Annotated in this window: 1 protein-coding gene; it reads left to right on the forward strand. The window is 71.7% G+C overall.

Annotation, left to right across the window (positions count from 1 at the left end):
• On the forward strand, positions 1-473 hold a 473-nt coding region (locus D7X55_RS46140), incomplete at both ends, for an FAD-dependent oxidoreductase (RefSeq protein WP_121725741.1).

Consider the following 473-nt stretch of genomic DNA (forward strand, 5'->3'; position numbering starts at 1 on the left):
ACCTGCTGGTGATCGGTGGCGGCATCAATGGCGCCGGCATCGCCCGTGACGCCAGCGGCCGCGGCCTGCGCGTGCTGCTGTGCGAACAGCATGACCTGGCCGCGCACACCTCCAGCGCCAGCAGCAAGCTGATCCACGGCGGCCTGCGCTACCTGGAGCAGGGCGAGTTCGGGCTGGTGCGCAAGGCGCTGGGCGAACGCGAGGTGGTGCGCCGGCAGGCGCCCCATCTGGTCCATCCGCTGCGCTTCGTCCTGCCGTGGGAACCGCACCTGCGCCCGCGCTGGATACTGCGCGCGGGGCTGTGGCTGTACGACCATCTGGGCCGGCGCAGCCCCGCCTTCCCCGCGTCACGCGCACTGGAACTGCAGCACGATCCGCTCGGCCAGTGGCTCTCCCCGGCGCTGCGGCAGGCCTTCAGCTACGCCGATGCGCAGGTCGATGACGCGCGGCTGGTACTGCTCAACGCCCTGGAT

It is taken from the genome of Corallococcus sp. AB049A, assembly GCF_003668885.1.
Classification (GTDB): Bacteria; Myxococcota; Myxococcia; order Myxococcales; family Myxococcaceae; genus Corallococcus; species Corallococcus interemptor.